The 24013-nt window shown below is 34.8% G+C and carries 16 protein-coding genes; 5 read left to right on the top strand and 11 right to left on the bottom strand.

Annotated features, from left to right (window positions below; all coding sequences use genetic code 11):
* The first annotated feature begins 12 nt into the window (after nucleotides 1-12).
* From GQR59_RS13895 to GQR59_RS13910, 4 genes are all read left to right on the top strand, one after another.
* Complete coding sequence (locus tag GQR59_RS13895) at nucleotides 13-1086, top strand: potassium channel family protein (protein WP_160063675.1); 1074 nt, start codon at nucleotides 13-15, stop codon at nucleotides 1084-1086.
* Nucleotides 1087-1176: 90 nt separating this feature from the next.
* The gene (locus GQR59_RS13900) at nucleotides 1177-2175 is read left to right on the top strand and encodes a MotA/TolQ/ExbB proton channel family protein (RefSeq protein ID WP_160063677.1); all 999 of its coding nucleotides are present in this window, start codon (nucleotides 1177-1179) and stop codon (nucleotides 2173-2175) included.
* 218 nt (nucleotides 2176-2393) lie between these two features.
* A complete protein-coding gene (locus GQR59_RS13905) occupies nucleotides 2394-3449 on the top strand; it encodes an energy transducer TonB (RefSeq protein ID WP_236546771.1) in 1056 nt (351 codons plus the stop codon).
* 442 nt (nucleotides 3450-3891) lie between these two features.
* A complete protein-coding gene (locus tag GQR59_RS13910) occupies nucleotides 3892-4932 on the top strand; it encodes a hypothetical protein (protein ID WP_236546772.1) in 1041 nt (346 codons plus the stop codon).
* Between the two features lie 194 nt (nucleotides 4933-5126).
* Here GQR59_RS13910 and GQR59_RS13915 read toward each other — a convergent pair whose 3' ends face one another.
* The 5 genes from GQR59_RS13915 to GQR59_RS13935 all read right to left on the bottom strand — a co-directional run bounded on the left by GQR59_RS13915 (nucleotide 5127) and on the right by GQR59_RS13935 (nucleotide 14575).
* Nucleotides 5127-7859, bottom strand: a complete 2733-nt coding sequence (locus tag GQR59_RS13915) for a hypothetical protein (protein WP_160063683.1) — start codon at nucleotides 7857-7859, stop codon at nucleotides 5127-5129.
* A 156-nt stretch (nucleotides 7860-8015) separates the two neighbouring features.
* Entirely contained in the window at nucleotides 8016-9797 is a 1782-nt protein-coding gene (locus GQR59_RS13920) for a UvrD-helicase domain-containing protein (RefSeq protein ID WP_160063685.1), read from the bottom strand.
* A gap of 3 nt (nucleotides 9798-9800) precedes the next feature.
* A complete protein-coding gene (locus tag GQR59_RS13925) occupies nucleotides 9801-12008 on the bottom strand; it encodes an ATP-dependent nuclease (protein ID WP_160063687.1) in 2208 nt (735 codons plus the stop codon).
* Nucleotides 12009-12065: 57 nt separating this feature from the next.
* Nucleotides 12066-12941: a hypothetical protein gene (locus tag GQR59_RS13930; protein ID WP_160063689.1), complete on the bottom strand. Its 876-nt coding sequence runs from the start codon at nucleotides 12939-12941 to the stop codon at nucleotides 12066-12068.
* Complete coding sequence (locus GQR59_RS13935; protein WP_160063691.1) at nucleotides 12941-14575, bottom strand: AAA family ATPase; 1635 nt, start codon at nucleotides 14573-14575, stop codon at nucleotides 12941-12943. The genes GQR59_RS13930 and GQR59_RS13935 overlap by 1 nt, the downstream gene beginning before the upstream one ends.
* A gap of 243 nt (nucleotides 14576-14818) precedes the next feature.
* Here GQR59_RS13935 and GQR59_RS13940 point away from each other — a divergent pair, with 243 nt between their 5' ends.
* A complete protein-coding gene (locus tag GQR59_RS13940) occupies nucleotides 14819-16588 on the top strand; it encodes a TniQ family protein (protein WP_160063693.1) in 1770 nt (589 codons plus the stop codon).
* 28 nt (nucleotides 16589-16616) lie between these two features.
* On the opposite strand, the gene GQR59_RS13945 is transcribed toward GQR59_RS13940, so the two are convergent.
* From GQR59_RS13945 to GQR59_RS13970, 6 genes are all read right to left on the bottom strand, one after another.
* Nucleotides 16617-17648 (bottom strand): TniQ family protein, encoded by a 1032-nt coding sequence (locus GQR59_RS13945; RefSeq protein ID WP_160063695.1) that lies wholly within the window; start codon nucleotides 17646-17648, stop codon nucleotides 16617-16619.
* Nucleotides 17648-18673 (bottom strand): TniB family NTP-binding protein, encoded by a 1026-nt coding sequence (locus tag GQR59_RS13950; protein ID WP_160063697.1) that lies wholly within the window; start codon nucleotides 18671-18673, stop codon nucleotides 17648-17650. Before GQR59_RS13950 ends, GQR59_RS13945 begins: the two co-directional genes overlap by 1 nt.
* Nucleotides 18674-18680: 7 nt before the next feature.
* Entirely contained in the window at nucleotides 18681-20681 is a 2001-nt protein-coding gene (locus GQR59_RS13955) for an integrase catalytic domain-containing protein (RefSeq protein ID WP_160063699.1), read from the bottom strand.
* Nucleotides 20682-20685: 4 nt separating this feature from the next.
* A complete protein-coding gene (locus GQR59_RS13960; protein WP_160063701.1) occupies nucleotides 20686-21324 on the bottom strand; it encodes a hypothetical protein in 639 nt (212 codons plus the stop codon).
* 110 nt (nucleotides 21325-21434) lie between these two features.
* A complete protein-coding gene (parE, locus tag GQR59_RS13965; RefSeq protein ID WP_160063703.1) occupies nucleotides 21435-23324 on the bottom strand; it encodes a DNA topoisomerase IV subunit B in 1890 nt (629 codons plus the stop codon).
* 99 nt (nucleotides 23325-23423) lie between these two features.
* Nucleotides 23424-24011, bottom strand: coding sequence for a YqiA/YcfP family alpha/beta fold hydrolase (locus tag GQR59_RS13970; protein ID WP_236546774.1), 588 nt, complete (start codon nucleotides 24009-24011; stop codon nucleotides 23424-23426).
* Nucleotides 24012-24013: the final 2 nt, after the last annotated feature.

Here is a 24013-nt window from a genome sequence, read left to right on the forward strand (position 1 = left end):
TAAGCATATTATATGATGTACTTAATATCTTCATTGAAGTTAGCAAAAATTGTACATAAATTAACGCAAAACTTAACTTGGTTAGCAATGTTAGGATTGATGTTGTTACAAGCGACTATTACCTATGCTTTATTTATTTTAGCAGGGGAAGTAGAAATAATAACTCACCCAATTCAATTTTTTTATTACAACATGGTAGTTATTTCAACGGTTGGATTTGGCGACTTTAGCCCAGTAACTGACCTTGGAAAATTGGTTGTCGCCTTGTGGCAGATTCCATCAGGTTTAATTGTGTTTGCTACATTTATTGGTAAAGCAACTCAATTATTTATTGATATAGCGAGAAATAATATGAACGGTAATAATGACTTTTCAGACCTAACTGATCACATTCTTTTATTATGTTGGGATGAGTATTCTACCAAGCAAATTATACAATTAATTTTAGGGGATAAAAAACGTCAAAAGCGTCAAATATTACTTTGTGTTACTAAAGATATGAAAAATCCGTTACCTGAAATAGATGAACTATCATTTGTTAAATTAAGTACTTTTTCAGATAAAAAAGAGCTTGAACGAATTGCGTTACAAAAAGCAAAACGTATCATTATCGATGGACAATCAGATGATGAAACATTATCTATTGCACTCAGTATTGCTACATTTACAGATAAAAATGCCAATATTACCGCACATTTTTTTGATGAGACTAAAGCTCAATTATTAAAAATGCATTGCCCTAGTATAGAGTGCAGTATCGATAATAGTGCGCAGATGATGGTAAGAAGTATGCAAGATCCTGGATCAAGTCAAGTGACAGAAAGGCTACTTTCCACATTAAACGGCGCAACACTTTATAGCTTTTTAGTACCTGAACTGGAAAAAGAGATCAATTTTGGTCAATTGTTTGATGCTTTTAAGCATCGCTATAACATGATTTTATTAGGCTTTAGTAAGCATAAAAATGGTCAAGATATGCACTTAAATCCATCTGATGAAGAGATCATCGACAGCCATTATCATTTACATTATATTGCAAATGAACGTCTTGATGAAAATGATATTGATTGGAAGAGTATCGTTTAATAAACATTGAACTTGATTAGTACGAGGATAAAGGTATGTTTCCTCTCCATCAATTAAACTTATTCATTTTATGCTAGGAAGCAACAAACAATGAGTATCACCACAAGTATGCCTCAATCTAATTTTTTATCGTTATTAGATCCTATCATTCAAACTATGCCGACTTGGTTCCAAGAAGGTGGTGTAGTGATGTGGCCATTACTTTTAATCTCTTTTTTAATCACTGTTGTCGCTTTAGAGCGTTTATATTTCTGGGTTATCTATCATAGTCAGAAAGAACGTTTTTTATTACAAGAGTGCTTTGCTGCTTTATATAATAAACAAAAAACAGAAGCCTTATTAGTTTGTAAAAAATTAGAAACCCCCGCATTAAAAATGATTAGTGAAGGTATTTCGATGCTGCCTTTCCCCCCTAAAGAAAAAATGCTTTTAGATACAAAAAAACAAATAAATTTAGTTTCTAGAGGTCAATCTTTCTTACATAAAGCATTAATAGTGACGCCAATTCTAGGCATTTTAGGTACGCTAATAAACCTAATCAACGCTTTCAGTAGTATTGAACTTCAAGAAAGTGAGAACATCGGTGTTCTTCTTAAAACAATCACAGAGTCTCTAATTCCAATTGCGGCTAGTCTCATTATTTTGTTATTCATTTTGATACCTCAACAATTCTTTCGTACACAAATTTATAAAATAACACTACATTTAGAAAATGTACGTAGCCAGTTTGATCACATTTGTCTGCAAAAGAATTTAATCAGAAACAATTTTTCAGAAAATATGGGTACCATGGTAAAAAATGATGAGAACACTCTCGATGAAGAAAGAAAAGACTGTCATAGTAAATCGGTATCAGAACAAACACAGATGCCTTACCATTATGAGTTTTCAGAAGAAACAGGGGAAATAAATGTTTCTATTCATGAGCAAACAGAAGATATCAAACGGGTACCAACTTCATCAATTGCTGAAATGTACAACAATGAATTACTAACCGTTGAAAATACTGAATATGAGTCAACTATTGTTGAAAATGACCCAGTTCCAACCAAAATTGAGTCAACGCCTAAAGTGAACTTAAATAGTTAAATAGACAAATTTTTCGAACTAAATAGTAATACGTAGAGTAAAAATATATTATGAAAACTTCTTATCATTATTTTCCATTTATTGTTATAAGCCTATTATTACACTACTTATTTTTTTATTTTAATAGTGATACATCTTCAGAAAATTTTCCTATTACTCAAACTTACACTTCTATAAAAACAACTGACGAAATCATAGCACCTTCAAAATCAATACCAATGTCACTACCGCAACTCAATGCTATTCAATCAATATCAGTCGCAACATCAACACCACGACAGCAAACAACTCAAACAAAAAAAGTAACCTCAATAACATTGCCAGAAACCACTCAAACAGAAATTGTTAAACTATCAACATCATTACAACAAAGTACTAGCACAGAGCCAGTTGAGCCATCGATATCGCAAAAAAAAGTCACTCAAGCTGAAATAATAGTCCCATTAACAACGCAGCAGAAAATGGCTAAAACTGAAATAATGACATCATCAACAACGATCCAAGAAATAACTCAAACTAAAATAGTCACATCATCAAAACCACAAGAAATAACTCAAATAGAACAAGGTGAGTCATCGCTCTCATTACCTGAAGAAAATGAAATAGTTAAAATTGAAAAAGTCTTACCTGTAAAAAGCTATCAAGTGAATGTTAAGACACATACATCCAATGAAGTTGCCCTACTAAAAGAATATGTATTTGAACGAAACCTAGTAAACTTGCCAAAACTTGCAATATCAAAACCAAGTAAGAAAAACAAAGTTAAAAAAACCAGTATCAAAAACACTACTGCGAAATCAACTCGACCCGTGATTACCATGAAGAATAGTGAAATAACGGCTAAAACAAAAACAAATAAAACCAATCGACAAATGACAGTATTGGACACAAGAGACTTCAATAATAAAACGTCTACGGTAGCGCAATATAATTCTGCAACAACGGCGAAACGAATTTTCAAACCAAAGTCAGATATAACGAACACATCAATGGCAAAACAAGGTAACTTATTACCACAAGCAACGGCCGTATCAGGTAAGGCACCTTCTTATCCAAAACAAGCAGCCTTGCAACAACAAAAAGGCCAAGTCGTGGTGAATATGACTGTCTTACCAAGTGGTACAACTAAAGAAGCGGAAATCATTCAATCTAGCGGCCATGAAATGTTAGATAAAGCTGTATTAAACTTTATTACTCGTGAATTATTTATGCCATCATTAGAAGGTCAGGATAGAGTCCCGAGTAAACAATCATTTTTTTATAGTTTCGAATAAAAAACAAGATCAAAAAAAGCCAATCAGGTGATTGGCTTAGATAGTTATTATTTTATTAAGCTATAGCTTTATTAAGATATATTAACATTAATTGTTGTTTAAAGCATAAGTTGTCATTTAACAACTAAGAGAGGCCTTTAAATATGGGGGGAAGTATAATCATTCAAATGAAAAAATAAAGCATAAAGTGGCACAAAATAGCTATAATATAGCATAAGATGGCATAATATCTATCTACACCGACTCTCAAATGACCATTTATATTGAAAGTTGTAACCTCTCATAGAGTTAAAGGCAGTTTTTGAAAAACACAGGTTAATTTCAGCGTGCTGATGCCTTCAGATGTGCTCACCTCCCATTTAATGAAATCATAATTTGACCAAGTTTTTTACATTTATGTAAGATGTTTAATAAATCGGCGGGACATCTAAGTGAGAATAAAATGTATAAGACTTACAAGCTAGACTCTAGTTACGTGTTATTAGGAAGTGCTATTGCATACTCTCCATGGCAGATAGGTATATTCATTATTGAAGGTTTGTATCTAAACAAACGTAATGAGCTAAAATGGTACAACTATCTTGCAGACAATCGCCATGTGCAGTTTTATTCTATCGAAGAAGCTCTCAAATATACTGAATCTTTAAACACTCACTTACAAGGAAGCATAACTTCACAATGTAGTGGTACAGATGAAGAAGTATCACTACGATTAAAGGTATCCAAATCAGTTACGTGTAAAAACAGGCTAATTACGGAAGAAATTCAGATGTATAATATTGCAATTTCTCGCCACTCCAAAGCAGTCACCCCCACATTCGATTCACTTGAAATTAGTCTAGAAAAATTAAAAAAACCTCTATTTGAACAATTAAAGCTTACCCCCTATATCAGTATATTCGCATGCCCTTTACATAAAGTACTTCTAATCCGAAACCCAAAGAAAAAGACTAATTGGCGACAACATACGAACCTAACCAAGAAACGCTTAGAACTATTTTATCGTTCACGAATTTGTGAAGGATTTGCACTATCAGTAGAAAATCACTGGGGGGAAACTAAAGCGGAAATCCGAAGACTATTGCTACCCAGAGCGAATCAACTCCTACAGCTTGCCAGTGTTAAAAGACTTCTGGCTGAAGCACTAATAAAGGGCCAAAAAGTATTAGTTTGTGGAAGTTATGTATTTTGGTACGAGGAGTCGAATTTGCAATGGGAAGTGAAGTTAACCAAAAACACATACGATACGTCTTCATCAAAAATTCTATGGGACGAGGGAATCATACAATCTAAAAATCATGGACGCTTAATCGTCCTCCCTTACAAAAAAAATGATGGTAATAAAATCAATGGTCATACTAAAAATGCCCCCAACGACTCACCCGCTTTACCTAGACATAAAGATGAATACATTGAGCTACCTTTTACCAAGCTAGGAGGGGATCTGATGTATGAGCTTATGGGAGAAATGAACTATCAATGAAAATATTTTTATCCAATTCTACTAAAGTTAGATATTAAGTTAAGCTAACTTGCCAACTCTAAATTAATTGGCAAGTTACTAAATTGGTAATTCGTTTTTATTCGCACTGGTTGGAAAATACTCAAATAATTTTTCCCATCGACATCTCTGCATAGGTTATAGCGACTTAAACTAATAAGCCTCTTTATTTATAATTATTTTTTTCCGGTTAGCTCAAAATATTTACTCTTTAATTGAGTTTGATATTTTTCTGATGAACACAATTCAATAGCTTCAACTAAAGGAGTTAAATAATCAGAGTCCTCTAATGATCTCAAAATATCACTCTTTAATTCTAAAGAAGCCGTCCTAAATTGACCATTGAGACCATCTAATGCTAATTCAACGCTCTTCAATGCGATATCAGGCTTATCCTGCAATTGAGCTTTAGCTAACCAGTAATACTTTTGCGGACTTCTATATTCAGCTTGAACCAATTCATTGCATATTTCTTCAGCTGATTCATTATCCCCAATCAAATGCCTAGCTTCTGCAAGACGTAACATATAATAATTAGATTTTTTAATTGTTGATTCATAGAATTCTATCGCTAAGTTCAATAAATCTTTGTAGTTTTCGGTATCTCTCAATCGCCCAATTTTTCCTGCTTCCCTATAAAGATCTCCCATAGAGTTCTTTACATCATCATCAGAAACAGAATCAAATGTTGGTAAAGGAAGGTACTCAAAAGTTTCCGCAAATTTTTCAGGAAAATTATATGACCAATCCGAAGCAAAGGAAGAGAATGCCAAATAAGCATAATCATACCCAAATGCCATAGACTCTTTTATTATATTGGATATTAGGTCCGCATATTTACTGTTAAACAGATCTCTGTAACTACTCATTGATTTCCAAGAAACAACTTCGAAAGAGCTCAGCATAATTGGGATAGAAGCACTATTATCAGCTTCCCATGACTCCATTATTTCCAATATTAGGCTTTTTGCCTCCTCTTCTCTTTTAGACTTCGCATAGATTCTAGCTAACTGAAGTTGTGCTTCCCTCATCGGGATAGGTAATTGACACAATTTAAAAAATTCAGACTCTGCGGAAGGGTCTTTCAGCCTTTTTAAAGTCTTGGCATAGTGATGCCTTACTCTTGATTCAATTTCCATTCCAGAGAACATTTTTAAAAGTGTTTCAAAAATGGGCAATTTGTCTTTTAATGTACTTTCTGCAGCATGATAATCATCACACTTGATTGACAAGTATTCAGTTTCAACCAGTTGAATAATTAGGAAAACCATTAATTCATTTTCTTCGGTCTTATCAACTTCAATTAAATTAAGCAACTCCTCAGGCTTGGGGATAAGCGAATAATTTATCTTATTCAAAGGGCTCGCATTTATATAAGCATATAAATAAATATTCTTACCCGTTTTCTTAAGGAGCAAGCCAATCAAATCAAGATGCCTATATGACGTTCTTAGAAAAGCATCCAAATCTTCGCTATTCTGCTTTGACAAAAGCAGTGAAAATTTATTATCAATATCCATCGGAACAATACTATCTAAATTATTAATAGCCTCAAAAATTATGTCATGTACCTTAAGTAAATTATGGCTAGACTTGGTTAGAATGGTTGAGTCTTCTAGCTCAATTATTCCGATTGACTTCAATACCGACTTAGCAAAGGTTAAATCAATTAACTTACTTTGGCATGCTTTTAAAAATGATAATTGAGTTTGCAGAGGCACAATTAAATGACCAAGTAATCTTTCTGTTAATTTTTGATTTTTATTATCTTTATACTCTGATACAACTTCACAATCTGACTTAATATCTTCCCAGTCACATCTTTTATTAATTATATTTTTATTCATAAGTGCATAAATAAGTGGGTCCCCCCCAACAATCCCATAAACTTTATCAAGTATGTCTTCAGGGCATTGCACGCTCGCACCAAACTCTAATATTTTTTTTGCTAGCGACTTATTTAATAATGGGAGAGGCAGATAATCAGGCTCAGAACAATCTCTACGAGAAGCTAGAATTACTGAATTATTGCTACAAATTTCATTTAAGTCTTTAACTAAAACGGCAGCACCGAGATTATCTAAAACCAAAAGACATTTCCTTGTTTTCAGTAAACCTAATACATTTTGACTATGTCCGTTTCTGAGCACGTCAGAACTACCAAGCTCATTTAGTGAGTGAATTTCAGTCCCATCAATCCACAAGACAATATCAAACTCACCTTTTAAGGTGTTGGCGAGATAGTTACAAATACTCGATTTTCCTAGCCCACCAAAACCAGCTATAACAACAGACTCACCATCAAGAAGCATTCCTATTAATTCTTCTTCAAGTTCTCCTCTTACTTGATAATTACTATCTTTTTTGGGAAGAGTAAAGTTCAATAACGACTCGTTAACTATATTTTGTACACAGGGAAGAAATGTAGATATTAGGTTAGTAATTCCTTCATCGAATAAAAGCTCATCAACTATATATTCTGCAATTTTTCTTCCATCCCAGATTATTAGATCAACATGTTCTTCCTGTTTAATGGTATCTACATATTTAGTGATTTTTTTTTGTTCGTCAGGAGGACATACACGATTATTCAAGAGAAAAAGGGTTTTTAAAGTTTCAGGGTAATGTTCTAGCGAGTGTTTTGTATCTTTTTCAATTTTATCCAACTTCTTAAAATAAGTTGCATCAGTACTATATTCAGCGACAATTGTTCCACATTGAGAGAAAGTATCGACAACAGACTTAACCGGGGCACCGGCTAAGTTAGTTCCACGATGAAATAACTCCACATTCTTTAAATAGCTGCATGATATGATATAACCAAGCCGCTCAAAATTGTTACCAGTTATTGCCTCCCCAATTTCCGTTGTAATACGTGCTATATATGCCAGTCTAACTTCAGCTTTCATTTTGTACGCCTTAATTATAATTTTTAGATTACTATCTCATCTAGTCACTTAGCTCGAAATAATTTCCCAGTTATCTTTTTATCTTTCGAATAAATGATGCCAAACTATACGTATGACACATTATCCAGTTTATTCTTAAAGGATATAAAAGTTGAATTAATCATACGGAAACACATGCTGTTCTAATATCGTTGTGGGATATTTAGGATACCGTTGACTTCCTCTTCCTTGTTCCGATATTAGATGCAAGTGCTTCCTCGCTCTTGAACCAATAACATAAAGCAGTTTATATGCGCTATTTGCATCAGTCTCATTGAAGTGAGGCACAATGCCTTCAAGTAGGCCGTAAGCAATTACAACATCAAACTCAGCACCTTTGACACCATGAATTGTTGATACAGTGATTCCTTTCTTCTCTCCGAATACTTTCTTAAAATCAGTTATACTTCCTGCATAGCCTTCATTCTCACTAATGATTCTATCTACTCGTTTACTGGCACTTTCAAAAAAAGCAGTCCGATGGTCTGATAAAGAAGGGTAAACAGTTAAATCTATTTCGAGAGAAACTTCTAGTTTCTGAAAATATTTGTCTAGATAATTGAGACCATCCTCTTCAGAACAATCAATACTATTAAAAACCTTTAGGAGCTTCTTAGGAGTAATACTACTGATTGGATAACTTTCAGCCTCAAGTAACTTAATTATTTCAGAGGCCCATCTTAGCCTTCTTATATAGATTGACGGAGATGGTTCCGTAAGTGCGATTTTTGTTACTTTATACCAAAAATTATCTTCATCTCTAGCAAAAGGGGTCATACCTGGGCCATTAAAGTCGTATTCAGGCAGCAATGCGATTAGTTTTCTTGTCATGCTTGCTAAATGAATCCACCAAGGAGCGACAATACATATCTCATTTTCATTTATATTTTCATCTTCAATTGAAGCACGGATTAAGCCAGCTAACTGCGGCGCTAAATAATCTTTATGAACGGAGCAATTAAACGTCACAGTACTTTGAAAAGCAGAAAAATCACCTGCTGCATTAATAGCAGATGGGTATACTTTGTAATTGGAAAAATGGTTGATGATACGCAGCGAACTACGATAGTTTTTATTTAGTTGTTTCTCTACAAAGCATTGTCCACTCAATTGTTCTAACTCTTGAAGCGAAATAGCGTACCCGCCAAGAGAGCCGTATATAGCTTGATTTGGATCACCTACAATAAAACCTTTAACCCCCCCGCGACCAGCCTTTAATATCCTAGAAAATATTGAATATTGTATCTCTCTGGTATCTTGAAACTCATCAATTAACACGTGCTTAAAGAGGCGACTCAAAGTGACACTAATAAGTGGTTGACTATCTATTAATTGATAAGCGTAAAGAAGTATCAGTTCAAAATCGACCTGGTTCTCTGAAATAAGTTTTTGGTGATAAAGGTTAAGCACTGCAACTACATTATTTCTTGTAGCTAAAGTGCATGATGAATACTCTAGCCTCGTTGATGTGAAATAATGGTTACAATCATAATACGATATAGTAGGGTTACTAATGCTCTTACAAAGCAGGGAAATTATTTCTTCTGAATCGTATGAGTTTATTATGCTATAGCCATTTTTAAGATTTTGATGAAAAACGCCGTATGGCTTTAGAATCCATTCGATACAAAAGCCATGAATTGTGCCGATCCACAATTTTTTAGTATCTATACCTAATAATTCAATGCGTTCTTTTATTTCTTCCGCAGCCCTATTTGTATAGGTGATAGCCACAATCCATTTTTTTTGTTCATCCAACTCTGATAATTCTTTCGCTATTTTGTAAGTTAAAGCTCTAGTTTTACCGCTACCGGGTGCGGCTACCAAAAAGATGTTGCGATCATCTTGGATCGCATCTATTTGCTCATCATTAAGCTGACTAATATCGATAATAGACATGAGTTAGAGCTTTTCAACAAAGGAGTTAGACTTTAATGGAATATCAGCTAGCATATCGGCTTTTAACGCACTTAAAACCCCACCGAACGCTTTACAGGTAATATATTTAGGTTCAAACAAATTTACTCCTTGTTCAATAGGAGTTAAATATGCATTCCATTGATCATAAGTACTCTGGTCTTGCGGTAAATTAAGAGCCTGTAAGTATGCTCTACCATTTTCTATGAATGTTTTTAACTGCTGTAAACGGAATTCCATAATTTTTTCAATAATTGATCTATTAAAAGACCCATGAGAAAATATTAAAGCATCAATAATATATGCTGGTAGCTGAACGTTAAAGTTTATAGCCCCAGATAGTGTAATGGCAAACCAGCCTTTCCCTTGGTGGTTCGCCATTGTGAGAGCTCTTGAACCAAATTTATCTATAGTAGAAAGTAGATCTGTACGAGAGGCAGTGACAGTCGCTTCTTGAGAATATACGTCTTTTAAAATGTCGATTAAGCAATTACTGTTTCCTGACTTAACAAAATCCACTTCAAACGTATGCTCTGCATAAAAAGGGGATAACCACTCATTCCCATTACAAAAAGCATCTAGAGTTATTTTTCGTGCGGCACCTTTATCATGGGAACCTTGTGCTTTATTTTTTTTCTTTTTAGTTGCTGAATTATCTTCAGGTTGAATAGTGGTATCAAAAAACTTGCTATCAAGATCGGTAATCACAGCACACTTTTTTCTAATCCTGTCATCATGGAATAGAAGAGCAATATTTTCGAATCCTGTACTTCGCATGTTGACTAGTGTTATACCTAGCTCGTCTAAACTTATACCGAGTACTTTTTTGATTAGAACAGGAATTAAAATTTCTTCTGCGTCACCTTCAACCAAAATAACACTCTTAGCAAAAAGCAAATTACTTCTAATAGCGTCTAAGTACCTTTCAATAAAAGATATTTTTTGTGGCGACAACCCATTTGATGGTTGGTAAGCAACGCAGCCATTATTGGTTTTAGATATGACATTTACACGGTTTATATTGCTGACTTCAGAAATATGACTTGAATGTGTTGAATATATTATTTGTGTATTGGCGTAGTTAACTTTATCAAAAAGCGATTTTTGTATATGAGTATGAACATGAGCCTCTGGTTCTTCAATTAAAAGGAAGTTAGCTATAGTGTCATTTGGACGTTGATACTTAAACTCCAATAGCTTGAGTGTTAAAAAAATTAGGTTTGCACCGCCAAGACTCATTTCATAGATACTGCCTTCGTATCCATCATTCGACTCATCAACAAACAATTTAAGAGATTGGAATAGTTCTTCAGCTTCGTCTGAAAGATCAGATTTTATTGCAATAGATGACGGCGAATACGTATCACCTAAAGCATCATTTATTGTCTCTTTGATATTAGATTTTATTTCTTTAACATCAGATAAGGTTTCTATCGATGTATTTAAGTCCTCAACAAGCTGGATTATAGGGTCAAACTCAGCTTGGTTTATTGATTCGCTTTTTAATTTTAATAATTTATGAAGGGGGTTGGTTCTGCTGTTTCTGAAGTCCGAAACAACATCTCTAAGAGCCTTTACAAAAGTAAATGCAACTTCATCAGATATCGAAAGGATATTAGGAAGTTTGGCACCAATTAAAGAGTTATCTATTAGAGCAGGAAAATCTACACTATCAAAATCACCAACGATCTGTCGATATACCAAAGGATCATTAAAATCTGCATTACTTTTCCCTGTAAACATAGGCTCGTAATCTGCAATAGTTATAACATTTCGCAAAGCCTCTAGCCCAGTCACATCACCAACAGTTAGTTGGCTAAGGGCGTTTCTAATATTTGCTTTGGGTCTAAAAATAAAATTGTAAGTTGCCTTATTAACACTGTTACCTTCTATGACTCCAGTTCCATGTAAAAATAGAGCCTGACTTACTTCATCCTCGGCAATATCATCAAACTCTAGACTAATCATTATCCAGTGGCCTCGCCAGTCACCTAACTGTCGGCAAAAATCACTTTCATTTAAACGGGTGGCAGCTCTTGGCAATTCGTTATCAAGTAGCAGACGAATAGCTCTGAAAATATTTGTTTTACCAGTACCATTTTCACCAATTAGGGTGTTTATTCCTTGTTTAAAAATGAGTTTCGCGCTCAAAAAATTTCTATAGTTAATGAGCGACAACTTTGATATATGCATAAGGTTACTACCTGTTATTAATTTTTTTCAACTGGTTTGAATCACTGAATACAAAGGTTAGTCATTTGCTAAAGGATCTATATCACCTCTGACGATTCCATTATGCCTATCTAAGATCCAATCGATCACATCATCATCAAGGGATATTCCATGGTAAAATATTGAATACCAATTGTTTTTACTAGATAGTTCAATGTCCTTGTCTTCCAAGCAGTCTTGAATGGCTTCAACTAATGCATCTCGATTAACTTCTCGGCGCCTTGGCAAACGACCAATTATGGCCGATGGGCATCTTTTTAGACTAAGCCACTTCGCCCCTAGCCATGATATTATGGTTGAACGTTTTATTACTGTATTAATATGAAAATCAATTGTTATATCAGCAACAGAAGGATGACTCTGCCTAACCAAGGATATTAAGGGTAAATTCAAGTCCCCTTTAAAAATACAACTTATTAATCTATTCGAAAGGCAAGCATCAAAGTACGGATGTAAAACTCTTTCATCTGGCGTATCTCCTTTTACATCATTTCGTCTAGTTCGATTACAATCACAAGCAGGAACTAAATTTCTTGAGAAAACCACCCATTCTGGATAATCAGCTTGAGGTAAAAAATGATCCAAATCTGCCGTTTTTAAACTTCCACACATAGGACATATATCAGCAGATCCTGAACGACGTAACTCTGTAATGTAAGAAAAATCCTTACTTGGTTTTTTATAGTGATACTTTAGTGCTTCCACCAAATTAACATCCAAGTTAATGGATTGACACAACCATGGGTTTCCTTTGTTATCCGTGTAACTTGAGTATTGATCTCGCATTGTTAAATATTCATTCAATATACAAGGGTTACATCTCAATCTAGAATTATTGCAGATATCTTTTAATACACCTTGATCATCCGTTTCAGGTAAATCTAGCTTTTTCACTATTCATCACCTTCTAACTGTTGTCTAATCAGCATTAAAGTTTCGTTAGATAGCTCTGTGCGGTATTGTTCAAATACTTCTTCAAAGCTCAACGATTTTTCTTTTATTTTTTCAACCAGTTTTTGGGTTAAAGAAGTATCAATATCTTCATCAAATACAAAGTGTGAAATTGCACTAACATCTGCGCCAAATGTCTTTAGCCTAGGGGGAGTAATAAAAATTGCACCTTGTTCCACCGACTTAAATACATGTACCTGCTCTCTTGGCACCTCTCTTACGAAGTATGCTGAGTGTGTTGCTATTAAAGCGTAAGAACCTGTTTGCTCTAAAAGGTAATCAAGCAAAGCGACGAAATCACTTATTAAATTAGGATGAAGATGAGTTTCAGGTTCATCTAACAATAAAAAAGAGCCATTTTCGATATGTAAACATGTTAATAGTGCAAACTTGAAAAAAGAAAGTTGTCCGCTACTCAGAGGATGAAAGCTCTCTCCCTTTTTTAACCGAGGCTCTGCGTTGTTTGATATAGAGCCCCATATTTCAAGTCGTAATTGTTCATTCCATCCATTAGGCAAACGCTTCAAGGGTATATACTTTTCTTCGCTTTGAGTTTCACTTGGTAAATGTAACTCAGATACATCAAAGTATTTTGAAAGAGCATTGATGAAGATATCCCACCTAAACTCCTCACCAATCAATTCTTCATTTCTTGCAAGCAGTAACAGACTTTGCCCTATACCTCGCCCATACCTTGATTTACCATTTCGAGTAAGCAGTAAACGCTTATAATTCAACTTCAGGTTTCTCACCTTATCTTCCGGATAAGTATGTTTAGTTTCACCTGGAGTGCCTATAGCTAGAATCCGACTAATGGATGGTCGTTCACCGCGACTTGTCAAAGTATCCTTATAGCCTCGTTGTTGTAACGCTCCTCTGACGAAATTATTTAAAGTTTGGCTTTTTCCTAGGCCATTTTTACCTATTAGAACATTGATTCTTTTGGGTATTATTCCATCAGAAGAGTATTTTAGAAAAACCTCATGTTTATTTTGAAATCCATCTAGCTGGAACTGTAAATCAAAAGACTTTGAAAGCGTATTAAACTCTTCAAATGCTAGTCCTTGTAAAAGACTACTCGCATTATTAAATGCAAAAAAAGGCTCTGAGTTTCTCATAAATGAGAGGCTAAATGCTTCAGACTTAAGAGCATTTAAAAACAATACAGAATTTGATTTTTTATCTTGTAAGTAAACCAGATCATTTAATGACTTTAAGAAAAAATTTCCTTGTTCAACACCAAGCTCTTGAATGATCTTTCTGTATTCTTGCATTGAAGGAAGAAGGGAGTACCAATCACCAAAATGGGCAGACGGCTTTATTTTATTTACCTCTACATTACCAAGTCCTTGGCCTTTTATTCCTTCCTGATTTGACAATAGAGCAACAAGAATAGAACCTTTAACAACGTCTCCATTAGCCCCTTTTGTTACATAATTACAATGGGTTTTATGAATAAAATCATTCCATGAATTATCTGTAGGCCATATATATATTTGGCCTATCGATAAATCCCTGTTCGGTGGGATACCGTGACAGAAAAAAACTTTATATTCAGAAAGATTATTATCATTCATTTTATATCCCTACTTATTATTTTGGGCATCTGATTGTATTTCAGTAGTCGCAAATTCATTATTTTTATTTTTTAGTGATAACTCACATCTATCATACCTAAAACCAATGATTTTAAAGGGGGTTTAATCAAAATATCAATAAACATGTGGCTCTTTCGTGCAGACGCTATAACAGAAACATACGTTAACTGATGAACCATAATTTATGCGTTATGCTTAGCTTATTAAACACGAAGGTATCTTATGATGTTTTTGGTCAGGCCAACGCCCCTAAATAATGAACACCTCCTTAGCTTTATCTTGCGTCTTTCAATCGCTAATGGCTTTAAAAATACGATTCAATTATTACGCTGTATTGATATACCACTAACGAATAATCGCCTTCCCCCTAAGAAAGTGGCTCTAGGAGACTTCCCGACTGAGTTGCTACAAAAAGCGATAAACTTAAAAGCTAAGCCACTATCATCAACTTTGTTTCATCAAGCAGAACATAACTGGTATCGATTTAAGCAGCTCACTATACCTGCTGCATCAATTAACTTTTCCAAACCAACTTTCTGCCCGCAATGTTTTTGTGAAGAACTAAAACATCCTGTACAGCATTTGCTACTACCTATGACTCATTGCTCAAAGCACCACTGTGCGCTTATTGACTTTAATCCGAGTAATGGCAAGCGCTTAACTTGGTCAACAGCTGATTTGCTAACAATTATGGATAAGGCTACTTCAACAGTGATAAAAGAGGTTCTGCCGACAGTTACCAGCAATATTAGTAAGCTAGGCTTAACCTCTGCTGAACGATTGTTAGTTGGCAAACAGCAGTTTAACCTCAAAAACTATCTAGTACTTTTACACTTTTTTTTCCATTACCATCAACGAAGCATTACCAGTCCAACTAAACGTGCACAACAACTTTCTAACAAGCAGAGGGTTCACTTATACAACATTGCTAACGAATATCTTAATAATTGGCCTACAGGTTTCTATGGGCTTCTCAATCGCTTCTTGCTTAAGCCAATGGCACAAAGAGGTGAAACAGGCATCAGGCACTATTTTCGAGACTTATACGATGAAATATATTCAGGTAGTCTGAAGGGGATTTTTGCTTACCAATTCTTAATGAGCGCTTTTGAGGACTATCTGGAAAATGAGTTTTCAGAATCAGCTTTTACTAATAGCTTAACCAGAATAGAGGCTCCACTACACAACAGTGCTACTTGTATTTGTGAAAAGTCAGCAGCTCAACTGCTAAATATCCCAGTTTCTCACTTAAAATTATTCGTTAATGCAGGACTAGTAACACTGCAAGATAACGGTACTTTTTTAAAAAAGGATATTGTTGAATTTATTGTTAAAGCAAAGGACTTTATTACGCTAACAGAAACAACCGAATTGTTAGAAATTGGCAAGTCTCAAGTAGTACAGCTTGTTGATTCTGGATTACTAAAGTATGTTATTCATCCGAATGATGAGTTACGGGATTGGCTGTTTGATAAGAAAGAGTTGCAAGCATTCACCTCAAAAATAAAAGACTGCATAACTACCCCACATAAACTTCCTACATCGTTCAAATCAAGCACCTTTAAAGCATTAACATTTAACGGAGACTGCATTTCAACAGTGATTGAAAATATTGTCATTAATAAAACGGCAGTGATTTACACTGAAAATCCGAATAATCCACTTAGCCTACAACAGTTTCACCCCTGCTTTGATGTTAGCCTCCAACCTAATAAGTACGTAAGTCCAAAGCAGGCAAGTAAAATACTAGGGGTAAATATTAATGCGATATACGACTTTGCAAAACGAGGCTTTTTGATTATTGAGAAGCAACAGGTAGGCCGAACTGCACGACCTGTTAAATTAATACCGAAATACAGCATTGATTCATTTAAAAATAACTATGTTTTAAACAAACATTTTAAATCCGAGGATAAACATAAATTCGAGTTAATATCAGGCCCAGCTATTAATGGTGGATTAGTAAATTTATATGTACGAAGTACTTCCTAATAAAACGACTTTAACAAAAATGATAAGTTTAATAAAACGCTTTACTATTCACCCTTCCCAAAAAATATTCTACATCTCTTAAATATAAAACAGGCCTCTGATGTAAAAAGAAGACTAACTCTTCTCGCTTATGTTCCTTTATATTCAACAAATTAAAATAAAAAAGTTTATCAAGAAACTCCAGAGTAATGTACATATCTGGAAACTCTTTACATATAAGAGTGAATACTTGGCGAAATGCATTTCTAATATGGGAATATTTAGGCTGAATAATATCCCAATATATACTCCCTAGTGACTTTGAAAGACTATATTGTTCTTGTGAATCATCAATAATTTCAACAAAAGCATACTCTACCTGCTTAGGGTTAAAATGAAATAAAATAACTTGCGCTAATAATTTTACATGATTATGAATATTTCCTCTTCCTTCCCTTCTCCATAAAAAAGCACTGTTAACTAAAAGCATTTTATAATACGGGATTAGATTACTCGTAAACTTTAAAATTTCAGCTAATTTTTTTTGATGTAACTCCTTCGCAGATATTAGACTAATATTTCCGTAAAAATATGGAAGAGCGCAGTCTCCATTACTCATCTCATGCAACTTAAAACCACAACCTAAGCAGGCATCTAATAATAGTGAGTCATCTGTCAATACCCTTTGACATTTATTACATTGCTCTACTAAGAATACTTTGTGTTGCATACAAACTAGGTTATGTAAGTAATGCCATTCTGAAAAACAATGTCTATATTCACCCAAGCATTGAGGGCAGATCTTTAGCCTTACACTATCAAAGATTAACTTGAACTCTTTTGACCATTGCCTATGGTCAAACAATTCCATTACCTCTATATGGCCAGTCATTGTAAATAATTGTTGTTTTAATGACTCCCTACCCTTAGCGTTAATCTGGCGATATGAAAAGCCTGTCTTTTTAATGATAAAAGAATTTAAGGCTTTAATAGTGTACCCATTAACTTTTGCTATTCTTAGTAAATATTGCTGAAGTGATTCTTCCTTATATGGCTTGGATCGAATTAAAAACTTTGACACTAAAATATATCCTTGAGAGCCAATTGAGAAAATGTAATTTCTTTTTCCTTGGCATCAACAACACAGTTTTTTCCTTTCTCAGCTTGCGAATTCCAATATGAAACGCTACTTTGCTGAGTTGCTTTAATATCCTTTAGTTTGATAATAAAAGGATTTCTCTCATCCAACACCCCTAAATGCCGTTTAGCTGAATTAGCTAAATGATCTATCGTTAGCAAGCTTTCTTGAGAGCGAACAACTTCTGATGCGGCCGGCTTAATGACTTTATTCATTAAGTCAGATATATTTCCAGATGAGGCTGCAAATAAACGAAAAGCAAAGTCGGATTTCCATAGCTCTTCTTTACATTCAATCCCTACTTTATCTAATAATTGTTCTTGGATTTTTTGTATAAACATTTGGAAGTATTCAAAATCATCCAACGTATAATTAATTAGTTCATGTCTCATACTAAACCTGCGAGCCAATTGATGGTTTACATCAAGTACATAGGAACTCCAAGGTAAGCCAAATAAAACAATTGGGATCTTCGCTTTATTAATTAATGTTTTTATCCAGTCAGCAATATCGTATACAACTTTATTACTTTTCGTCTCTATCGCATGCTGAAATTCATCTAAAATGATAATTTCTGTACCAGTGCCTTTTAAAAGAGTGATAAGCCTGTCTGTTAGTTGTTCTGTATCTCCTCCTGTTCCACCAAGTGGATCTCCTAAATCTCTAAGTAACTGTGAGACTACTGGCTTAGGGTGTCTTGCTTTAGGGAGAAGGCTAACTAAAACAGGAATTTTAGTTCTCTCTGCCTCTTCAATTCTATGATATTTGGCAAGGTATTTTTTAATAAATTCAGACTTACCGGTGCCCGTTTCTCCCGTAACCAAAACACATATGGGTTCACAGTCATAGTCTAAGTTATATGAGTTTTCACGCGAGTAACGGAGGTCGTCAGAGAGGGTTTGCAACTTTTTCGTTGCAACATAAATTTCATTAATCAGCTTCAGTTTATCTTTCGTTTCACTATTCATAATCTGCTCACAACTCTAATTCATCATCAAATTCATTATTCAATCCATCGAACTCCGAATTTAGAGATTCATTTTCTGTATTTTCAATCGCTTTTTTCTTAGGCTTCGGTACACCTTGAGTAGGTATAGGACTAGAATATTCAAGCAATGAACCTTTCGTTTGCCCATTTTCTTGCATACCAATATTTTGATACCTTGCCACTCTCTGAATTGAGGTGACTTTGGTATTTTTCGATGAGTTTATTTCATCCTCGACAACTTTCATTATTAATACTTTTGCTCGTGCAATCGATTCAATATCAACTTTTGATTTCAACTGCAATTTGACAAGTTTCAGATGAATTTTATGCTGGAATAAAGACAGCCCTTTAGCGTACTTCTGATTTACAGCTTCAACCCTAAAGTACTTTTTGGTTTTCTCATCAAGCACATAAATTTCACCTAAATCATCTCTTGCACGCTTAATACTTACCTTGCCAAAGCCATACATAGAGCGGTACTTAACCAGCTCTTCAGAGTCATAATTAATATAATCTTTAGTAATTCCTGTACTGCCTAAATGAGGAGTAAACGCTTCAGATAGAATTAGCTTAAGTTTCTCTGGGGACTCAACAATAATGGGAACTCGCCCCAGATCTTCTTTCCAAGCCTCTTTAGGGATAATATTTTTCCTAGTACGTGGCTTGCATTGGTAAATATCGATTACCCAAATATGAAAAATAGCCATAAAAGCACTCATTGAGATAACACCATTCTTTTCTGGTCTGTAATCAATAGAGTCATAAATTTTGGTCATCACCTTGCCAGGTTTATCAGACAATAACTCTTTATTTAATGTACTAAAATACCTTTCTACAGAGCCTTTAAACCAAGGATGCTTTGCAGGGTTATGCTGAATAATAATATTCAGATCATCACAAGCTTCTTCAAATGCCACACTTCTAAACTCTTTACCTCTATCTGTAGCGATAACTGCTGGTTTTCCTGCACATAACCACTCATTTTCTATCTTAGGATAAAGCTCTTTCACATATGACTTTGATGACATTGCATGCTTTAATGCTTTGGCAACACTCAAGTAACTTGGGTTCTCAAAACCAATATAAAAGCCAAGTATATTTTTAGACTTATAATCTAATAATGCAGTCACCCATGGCCTTCCCAGCACCATATTGGTTTGATCATCAACGACAAATAGATCAAGTTGAGTATGATCTATTTCAGCACGCTGGAGTATTAATTTTATATCCCTCACATTCTTACTTTGTTTAAACTGTACATTGGCAATTCGCTTACCTTTACGACTTTCAAGTAAAGCTTTTGGAGCAACTTCTTGTATGCGAGATGTAAGAGTAGGGATAGATGGTACTGCAAGCTTATTTTGAGAAGATCGCATGCTATTATCGTTCTCAATAAGTGCTTCCATATAATCATGCGAGGAGCTAACTGTAGGGCAGGTTTTATTTTTAAAATGATCTATAGCTAATTGAATATATGGTTCTATTTCATTATGGATCTTTGCTTCATAATTCCCTTTATTCTCATGCGCAGGCAATAATCCTCTAATACTGTTGCCAGCATTAGTATATGCTTTTAACCATCGTTTAAGCGTACGGCATGAAGGAGGGGTATCACTATTTTCTACAGCAACAGAATCAATAACGGGCTGAAGAATTCGATCACTATAAGCCTTTGGGATAGACTCAATCACAGCTAAAACATATTGATATCGCCTTTTAGCTTCTGTTTTATTTTTCTCTGTATAATCTGAAAAGCTTCTAGAGAGAGAATCACTAATTTCACGTTCATCAATATTTTTAGTCTCAATATTAGCTATTCCAGCAAGAATAAGTTCATTTAGCTCAACTCTTTCTCTGGTTGATTCGATTAAGCTAAAACTATCTCTCAGCCTAAGTAAGCTATTATCAACCCCTAAAATCTCAAATGTTGATTTTGCATTACCATTCGATATTGTAATGAAGTCGCCTTGTTTATAGTTATCATACATATTACTAACCATTTAACCTGATAAGTGAATGAACGCTAAGTATTTCAGTTTCTAAATCTGTAATTAATGTTTGATCCCAAATATTTTTGTAGATCTGCTGAAAATCAGAACTGTATGTATCTCCCCTTAATAGTTCGGATATCATTAACACCCCCTCACGCTTTAATCCTTCAGCCACAAGCACTAAATAGTCAGTTTGAATATCTGCTTTAGAATGCTTGTATAGCAAGCAAAGGTTTTCATATCGATTAGGCTTTAAAATAAACTCATCCGTTATGAGTAATAAATCTTTTCCTAATTCAATAGCTGCTTTTTTTTGTGCTTCAAATATAAGATAAAAGTCTTTGTCTCTTAAAATATCATTCTCGAATTTAATTTCGTAATAACAAGAGTGGCCTTCATAAAAAACCTCAAAATCAGCGGTGTAATAATGTATCGCATCGTCATACCAATATTCAAAACACAGTGGCTGAGCTTCGTATTGTATAACTTCTTTATCGAATTCAAGGTGGTAGCAAAAGTCTGCTTCTAGCGGACTTTCAGTTATTGTTGGAGAGTCATCTGATTTAGTTGAAGGGAATTTAGTTATGCTTTTATAAAGGAGGTTATTTAAATTTCTTCTGGTTGGGGTTCTTTTGCGCATATGTTACTCCTCAGTACTAAAAGTGTAGTATTGAGGAGTAACAATGTCAACTTATGCTTTATTTAGGACAGCTTATGCTTTAACAATGACAACTTATGCTTTAAACAACATTAATCAATAGCCGCCATATCACCGCTTGCTTCTAACCAAACCTTACGGTCTCCCGCACGTTTTTTTGCTAACAACATATCCATCATTTCAAGCATTTTATCAGCATCATCAATCGTTAACTGCACTAACCGACGCGTATTAGGATCCATAGTTGTTTCACGTAATTGCAATGGATTCATTTCACCTAGACCTTTGAATCGTTGCACGTTAACTTTACCGCGCTTTTTTTCTGCTTGAATGCGATTTAATACGCCATCTTTTTCCGCTTCATCTAAAGCATAGTAAACTTCTTTACCAATATCGATACGGTATAGAGGTGGCATTGCCACATAGAAATTCCCTGCGTCAACTACCGCTCTAAAGTGACGGACAAACAGCGCACAGATTAACGTAGCAATATGCAACCCGTCTGAATCGGCATCGGCTAGGATACAAATTTTTCCATAACGTAAACCAGATAAATCTGTTGATGCCGGATCGATACCAATAGCGACGGAGATATTATGAATTTCTTCAGAGCTTAAAATAACATCGGATTCATCTTCCCAGGTATTTTTAATTTTACCACGTAACGGCATAATAGCTTGGAACTCTCGGTCTCTTGCTTGTTTAGCACTACCTCCAGCTGAATCCCCTTCCACTAAAAACAACTCACCACGTTCAGGATCTTGTGTTGAACAATCTGTTAATTTACCCGGTAATGCAGGACCTTGTGTTATTTTTTTACGTGCGACTTTTTTACTTTTACGATTACGTACTTGTGCATTATTAATACAGAACTCAGCTAATGCTTCAGCCTCAGTGACATTGGCGTTTAACCATAAACTGAAAGCATCTTTAACAACACCTGAGACAAAAACAGAACATTGACGGGAGGATAATCGCTCTTTAGTTTGCCCAGCAAATTGTGGCTCTTTAATTTTGACAGAAAGGACATAACTACACTTATCCCAGATATCTTCTGGGCTTAGTTTAATGCCGCGAGGCAAGATATTACGAATATCACAGAATTCTCGCATTGCATCCAATAACCCCTGACGGAAACCATTTACATGAGTACCACCTTGTGAAGTAGGGATTAAGTTAACGTAACTTTCAGCAATCGAATCGCCACCTTCAGGCAACCATACAACCGCCCAATCAACCATTTCATTATTCGCAGAAAACTTACCTACGAAAGGTACTGAAGGTAATAATTCATTTTCAGACACCGTTTCTAATAAATAGTCATTAAGCCCATCTTGGTAGCACCATTCATAATTATTTTTATTAACGCGATCTTTAAACTTAATGCTTAACCCAGGGCACAAGACTGCTTTTGCTTTAAGTAAATGTAGTAAACGAGAGACAGAGAATTTAAAGCTATCGAAGTATTTAGGATCGGGTCTAAAATGAACACTGGTCCCTGTATTACGTTTACCGCATACACCAATTTCACTCAGCTCTTCTGCTTTATTGCCGTTTTCAAAAGCGATATGGTAAATTTTTGCGTCACGTCGAATCTGTACATCAACACGAGTCGATAAAGCATTAACGACAGAGATACCTACCCCGTGTAAACCACCAGATATCTCATAGTTTTTACCAGAGAATTTACCGCCAGCATGTAATTTACAAAAGATTAACTCTACACCTGATATTTTTTCTTCAGGATGCATATCAATTGGCATTCCTCGTCCATCATCAATGACTTCTAATGATTGATCTTCATGAAGAATAACTTGAATTGAGGTTGCATGCCCGCCTAACGCTTCATCCACAGAGTTATCAATAACTTCTTGTGCTAAATGATTTGGGCGGTTAGTTTCGGTGTACATGCCAGGTCGATGGCGAACGGGATCTAACCCGTTTAATACTTCAATGGAATCTGAATTATATTGTTCGCTCATGCATGCACCTATGGTTATTCTATTTAAGAGTTTTAAAATGTAATAGTTATTAATTCTGCGCGTAAGTTACCACAGAAAAAATTTATTGATTGTATGTATTTAGTAAAGAAAATGAATTATTTCTGCAAGATAGCGTTCAAAGCCAATAAAGCTATGATCGCCTCCTTGTTCACAAGTTACTTTACATTGTTCGTACTTTTTAAGTGCCTCTCGATAATCTAACACTTCATCTTCTTGCTGTAAGAGCACCCATATATTTTGAGCATCATTAATGTCTTCAACATGTAATGCGATAAGCTGTTCTATATAATTTTCATTAATATCATAACGCTGTTGCAGGTAAGGATGTAATTGTTCTCCTTGATATCGAGTTAACAATAAACCAGGCGTGACAGCAGGATTAATTAATAAGACCTTGACCCCGTACTGCTGTGCTACTTTAGTGGCCAAGAAACCGCCTAAAGAGCTTCCCATTACTGCTATTTCACAATTTTCATACTGTTTAAAAATTGATTCAATGACTGTCCACATGTCTTTGGGTAAGACCGGAAGTTGTGGACATACAAAATGAATATCAGGATGGTTCAGTAATAAGTAGTCACGCATTTGTTGCGCTTTTAATGATGCAGGAGAACTATGAAAACCGTGTAACGAAAGCAACACTTTAGTTATATTAGGCTCTTTCATTT

The organism is Psychromonas sp. L1A2 (assembly GCF_009828855.1).
In the GTDB taxonomy this organism is placed as follows: domain Bacteria; phylum Pseudomonadota; class Gammaproteobacteria; order Enterobacterales; family Psychromonadaceae; genus Psychromonas.

Bases quoted from the DNA above. Each gene is read 5' to 3' on its own strand.
- GQR59_RS13895 (WP_160063675.1), top strand. From the start codon at position 13: ATGATGTACTTAATATCTTCATTGAAGTTAGCAAAAATTGTACATAAA.
- GQR59_RS13900 (WP_160063677.1), top strand. From the start codon at position 1,177: ATGAGTATCACCACAAGTATGCCTCAATCTAATTTTTTATCGTTATTA.
- GQR59_RS13905 (WP_236546771.1), top strand. From the start codon at position 2,394: ATGTCACTACCGCAACTCAATGCTATTCAATCAATATCAGTCGCAACA.
- GQR59_RS13910 (WP_236546772.1), top strand. From the start codon at position 3,892: ATGTATAAGACTTACAAGCTAGACTCTAGTTACGTGTTATTAGGAAGT.
- GQR59_RS13915 (WP_160063683.1), bottom strand. From the start codon at position 7,859: ATGAAAGCTGAAGTTAGACTGGCATATATAGCACGTATTACAACGGAA.
- GQR59_RS13920 (WP_160063685.1), bottom strand. From the start codon at position 9,797: ATGTCTATTATCGATATTAGTCAGCTTAATGATGAGCAAATAGATGCG.
- GQR59_RS13925 (WP_160063687.1), bottom strand. From the start codon at position 12,008: ATGCATATATCAAAGTTGTCGCTCATTAACTATAGAAATTTTTTGAGC.
- GQR59_RS13935 (WP_160063691.1), bottom strand. From the start codon at position 14,575: ATGAATGATAATAATCTTTCTGAATATAAAGTTTTTTTCTGTCACGGT.
- GQR59_RS13940 (WP_160063693.1), top strand. From the start codon at position 14,819: ATGATGTTTTTGGTCAGGCCAACGCCCCTAAATAATGAACACCTCCTT.
- GQR59_RS13950 (WP_160063697.1), bottom strand. From the start codon at position 18,673: ATGAATAGTGAAACGAAAGATAAACTGAAGCTGATTAATGAAATTTAT.
- GQR59_RS13955 (WP_160063699.1), bottom strand. From the start codon at position 20,681: ATGTATGATAACTATAAACAAGGCGACTTCATTACAATATCGAATGGT.
- GQR59_RS13960 (WP_160063701.1), bottom strand. From the start codon at position 21,324: ATGCGCAAAAGAACCCCAACCAGAAGAAATTTAAATAACCTCCTTTAT.
- parE (WP_160063703.1), bottom strand. From the start codon at position 23,324: ATGAGCGAACAATATAATTCAGATTCCATTGAAGTATTAAACGGGTTA.
- GQR59_RS13970 (WP_236546774.1), bottom strand. From the start codon at position 24,011: ATGAAAGAGCCTAATATAACTAAAGTGTTGCTTTCGTTACACGGTTTT.